A 4,352-nucleotide genomic window follows, 5' to 3' on the forward strand; every position below is an offset into this window, starting at 1 on the left:
GTCGCGGCGGGCGCGGGCGGCGACCCGGGGCCGGGACCGGGGCCGGCCGAGCGCACCGCCGCCTGAGTTCCGCCTCAGACCAGCGCGGCGACCACCGTGGTTGCCCGGTCCTCGTGCTGCGCGTACGCGTCGGGGTAGGCGGAGACCTGCACGGCCTGGGCGGCCTCGGTGATGCTCATGTCCGCCCAGCCGGGCACCTCGTTGAGCGCGGAGAAGAAGGCCCGGGCCGCGTACGCCGGGCTCATGATCTGCGCGACGGTGCCCCAGCCGCTGCTGGGCCGCTGCTGGAAGAGCCCGATTGAGTCGTGGTCGGAGCCGCTGCCCTGGTGCGGGTAGTCGAAGGACTCCGGCAGCACATCGCTGGCCAGGTTGTAGAGGTCGCTCTCCTGCATGGCGGTCGCGACGGCCACGACGAGGGCCCGGCGCGGCATCTTCATGGCCCGCCCGACGTCGACGATCACCTTGGCGTTGTCCATCTGGCGCTGGTCGAGGCCGGCGACCGGGCGGGGATGCTTCGGCCGGACCGGCTTCTTCTTCGCCACCTTCTTCACGGGTACCGGGCTCGGGGTGGCGGCCGGGATCGGGGTGACCGGCACGGCGACCGGGGGAGCGGGGCGCTGGTAGTCGCGGGTGGCGCGGTCGATCGCGGCGTCGGCCGCGCGGTCGGCCATCATCTCGCGGACGGGCGCGTGCTGCGGTCCGGGCTGCTCGGCGCCGACGAAGCCGATGAGCCCGAGGCAGCAGGTCACGCCGGTGGCGACCACGACCCGGCCGGGAGCGGAGGCGAGCACCCGGCGCCGGGGCGGCTCCGGGGCCCGGTGGCGGCCGGTCCTCCTTTCGGCTGATGCGGGGTCGATCGTACGGCGAACGGGGCGCTTCTCGGTCGGCTGCTGCGCTGGGGAGTCGTCGGGATGCACCCGCCGAGGCTAGAAAGGGTTCCGGCGCTTGCCATCGGGGTAGTTGGTGGCATGCGCCACAATTTGCCATGATCCGCACCCGCATTACGCCCGCTAGATCATCAAACCGGCGATCACTCGCTTTCGCATTTGTCGGAAATACTGGAAATAGATGACCGGGTCGGACAGATGATCATGTACGTGGCGGTCCGGTCGCGCCTCCTCCGTTCGGCCCATGGCGACCCCCGCCACCTGGGACGGCCGGCATCCCCGCTCGGCCGATGCCGCACCTGGGCCGCCTTTCGAGCTGAGTCGTCCGCGACCAGCACGCCGTCCTGCCAGGCGCCGGGCGGGCCGGGGACTGCGGGCGGGGCCGGGGCACCGCGTGCGGGCGTGACGGGGAGGTGAAGCGGCTGTGCCGGGATCACGGTCGGCGGCACGAGCGGGCTGGATACGATTCGGACGGTGACGGGGCAGATGGTCGACGAACGGGCCGCCGGTGAGCCGCAGGGTCGCCGGGACCGGCGCGGACTGCTGGTCGCCGCCCTCGCCGTCCTGCTCGCCGTGCTCATCGCCGGCCACCGGGCGGTGCCGAATGTGCACGGCCTGGGCAGCCTGGTGGACAGCGTCACCCCGCTGCTCGGTCTCGGCGTACCCCCGCTCGTGCTCGCGGCGCTGCTGCGCCGGTCCCGGCGGGCGCTGGTGGCGGTCGCACTGCCCGCGGTCGTCTGGCTGGCGCTGTACGGCGGCGCGTGGCTGCCGCCGGCGGCCGGCGCCGGCCCGGCCTCGGTCCGCGTCGCCAGCCAGAACCTCCGCTCCGGAAACCCCGACCCGGCCGCCACCGTCGACGCGGTCGCCGGCGCGGGCGCGGACCTGATCGGCCTCCAGGAGGTCGACGACGACGTCCGGGTCGGCACGGCGCTGGACGGCCGCTACCCGCACCGCGCCGCCGTGTCGACCGTGGCGCTGTGGAGCCGGTGGCCGATCCGGGAGTCGCGCGGCGTGGACACCGGGCTCGGCTGGGACCGGGCGCTGCGGGCGGTGGTGGCCGCGCCCGGCGGTGACCTGGTCGTGTACGTGGTGCACCTGGGGTCCGCCCGGGCCGGGCGCACCGCCACCCGGGACGAGACCCTCACCGCCCTCGCCGCGACGGTACGGGCCGATCCCGCGCCCCGGCTCGTGGTACTGGGCGACCTGAACACCGCCAGCACCGACCGCGTCTTCGTCCCGCTCACCCGGCTGCTGCACGACGCGCAGGCCGACGCCGGGCAGGGGTTCGGCTTCACCTGGCCGGCCGAGCTCCCGGTGACCCGCCCGGACCACGTGCTCTACCGGGGGCTCACCCCCACCGCGGCCGGGGTGCTGCACACCCCGGACAGCGACCACCGGGCGGTGACCGCCGGCTTCCGCTGGTGACCGGTCAGTGCCGCCCGTTCTCGGCCGGCGTCACGGTCAGCCGGTGCCGGCTGCTGTCGCCGCTGGAGAACGGCCAGAGCCGGTCGGCGTACGCCACCAGGTCGGCCAGTTGCTCGCGGGTCAGCCCCGCCGAGGAGATCTCCGCGTGCACGTCGGCCCGGTAGCGGCCGTCGTCGTCGCGCCCGAGCTTCGCCTCCGCGGTGACCTCGACGGTGTGCGCCTCGTCGGTGATCTCGCCCGCCGCCTCCACCGCCGCGTGGTGCAGGCAGGAGGCGAACGCGGCGGCCAGCAACTGCTCCGGTGTCAGGCCGGTGCAGTGCGGCGCCAGCGGGGACGCCAGGGCGGAGGAGAGCCCGCCGTCATCGGTGCGTACGTGACCACCCGCGGCGGTCGCCGTGGCCGTCTCGGGCAGCCAGGAACTCGGATCCGGCATCGCGTTCCTCCCGTCACTCACCCGCCCGGCTACCCGGCCCCCGGCCGGCGAAACCGTGCCTGAGCAGCCCGAAGCTGCCCGGTGACGGGTCAGGAGTGGGTCCACTCCGGGGCCGGCAGCGCCATCGCCTCGGTCGCCTCGGTCGCGGCCCGGTCGGTCCACGGCGACACCGGCGCGCTCCGCTGCCGCGGCATCGCGGCCAGCATCGGCACGTACACCCGGGCGTCCACCACCTCGGCCAGCAGCAGCCCCGCCATCAGGCTGGTCGGTCGGGCGGCCGGGTCGTCGGCGAGGCAGCGGCGGCACAGGTCGGCGATCTCCGCCGGCAGGCCCTCGATCTCCGGCAGCGGTTCCGGCGGCTGGCGGCGCCTTGCACCCAGCAGTTGGGTGGCGCTGTCGGCGGCGTACGGGAGGCGGCCGGTCAGGCAGTAGTAGAGCAGCACGCCGAGGGCGTACATGTCGGCGGCGGGGGTCGCCGGCTGCCGGTCCAGCTGCTCCGGGGCGAGATAGGCCGGGGTGCCCACGACCATGCCGTCCGGGGTGCGATCGGGCGCCCCGGCGGGGGTGGCGATGCCGAAGTCGAGCACCTTCACCCCGGCCGGGGTGAGGATGACGTTCGCCGGCTTCACGTCGCGGTGCACGATGCCGTGCGCGTGCGCGGCGGCCAGGGCGGCGCTCACCTCGGCGCAGACCCGCACGGCGATCCGCCAGTCCAGCGGGCCGCCGCGCAGGTGCGCCGCGAGCGTCTCCCCCTCCGCCAGCTCCATCACGATGTACGGCACCTCGCGTCCGTCCGCCGCCGCCGAGGTGCCGAAGTCGTGCACGCTGGCCACGTTCGGGTGCACCAGCCGGGCGGCGGAACGCGCCTCGTCGCGGATCCGCTCCACCGACGTGTCCTCGCCGTCCTGCCCGGGGGAGATCAGCTTCACCGCGACGGTCCGGTCCAGCACGAGGTCGTGGGCGCGCCAGACCTCCGACATGCCGCCGATGCCCACGCGCTGTTCGAGCTCGTACCGCCCGCCCAGCGTCCTCATCGACCACTCCTCGTCCTCGTTCCGGCCCCCGGCTTGCCTTCGGGTCGCGGTACCCGGGCGCTCAGCAGGGCAAACCACCGGGGGTTTCCGGCCCCGCCGACGCGCCGCGGGGTAGCTTGTGGTGACGTTCGGTCGCGATCCGGGAACGGAGGGTGCGGGGTGGCTCAGGTGCGCGTACGGTTCGTCGGCGGGCCGGCCCACGACCTGGTCCGGGACCTGCCGGCCGGGCCGGGCGGCGAGCCGCCACAGCGCTGGATCATGCGTCACCCCGAGGGGGCCGCGGCCCCGGGCGGCGGCGAGGCCGACCACCTCTACGAACGCGACCGGCGGGACGGCTACGGCACCTGGACCATGCGGTACGTGCGCACCGAGCCGTTCGGCGCCACCGAGTGAACCGGCTCAGGCCGCCCGGGTGGTGTCGAGGATGACCGAGACGACCAGGTCCGGGTCGTCGTGCATGGGCACGTGGCCGCAGCCGGTGAGGTCGAGGTGCCGGGCCGCCGGCAGCCGGGTCCGGGCCAGCGCCGCCTGCCGGTGGGGCAGGATCCGGTCCCGGGTGCCCCAGGCCACGGT

5 protein-coding genes are annotated in these 4,352 nt (G+C 75.2%); 2 read left to right on the top strand and 3 right to left on the bottom strand.

What is annotated here, in order from left to right; translation table 11 throughout:
• Positions 1-74: 74 nt before the first annotated feature.
• Positions 75-917, bottom strand: coding sequence for a hypothetical protein (locus ACWEVO_RS31095; protein WP_452311030.1), 843 nt, complete (start codon positions 915-917; stop codon positions 75-77).
• A 444-nt stretch (positions 918-1,361) separates the two neighbouring features.
• Between ACWEVO_RS31095 and ACWEVO_RS31100 the strand changes: the two genes are divergently transcribed.
• Positions 1,362-2,312, top strand: a complete 951-nt coding sequence (locus ACWEVO_RS31100) for an endonuclease/exonuclease/phosphatase family protein (protein ID WP_452311031.1) — start codon at positions 1,362-1,364, stop codon at positions 2,310-2,312.
• Between the two features lie 4 nt (positions 2,313-2,316).
• Here ACWEVO_RS31100 and ACWEVO_RS31105 read toward each other — a convergent pair whose 3' ends face one another.
• Together ACWEVO_RS31105 and ACWEVO_RS31110 are read right to left on the bottom strand one after the other, a co-directional pair.
• On the bottom strand, positions 2,317-2,745 hold the full coding sequence (locus ACWEVO_RS31105) for an OsmC family protein (protein ID WP_452311032.1): 429 nt from the start codon (positions 2,743-2,745) through the stop codon (positions 2,317-2,319).
• Positions 2,746-2,834: 89 nt separating this feature from the next.
• A complete protein-coding gene (locus ACWEVO_RS31110; RefSeq protein WP_452311033.1) occupies positions 2,835-3,779 on the bottom strand; it encodes a serine/threonine-protein kinase in 945 nt (314 codons plus the stop codon).
• A gap of 168 nt (positions 3,780-3,947) precedes the next feature.
• Here ACWEVO_RS31110 and ACWEVO_RS31115 point away from each other — a divergent pair, with 168 nt between their 5' ends.
• Complete coding sequence (locus ACWEVO_RS31115) at positions 3,948-4,172, top strand: hypothetical protein (RefSeq protein WP_452311034.1); 225 nt, start codon at positions 3,948-3,950, stop codon at positions 4,170-4,172.
• The last annotated feature ends 180 nt before the right edge of the window (positions 4,173-4,352 follow it).

This window comes from Micromonospora sp. NPDC003776 (assembly GCF_053605645.1).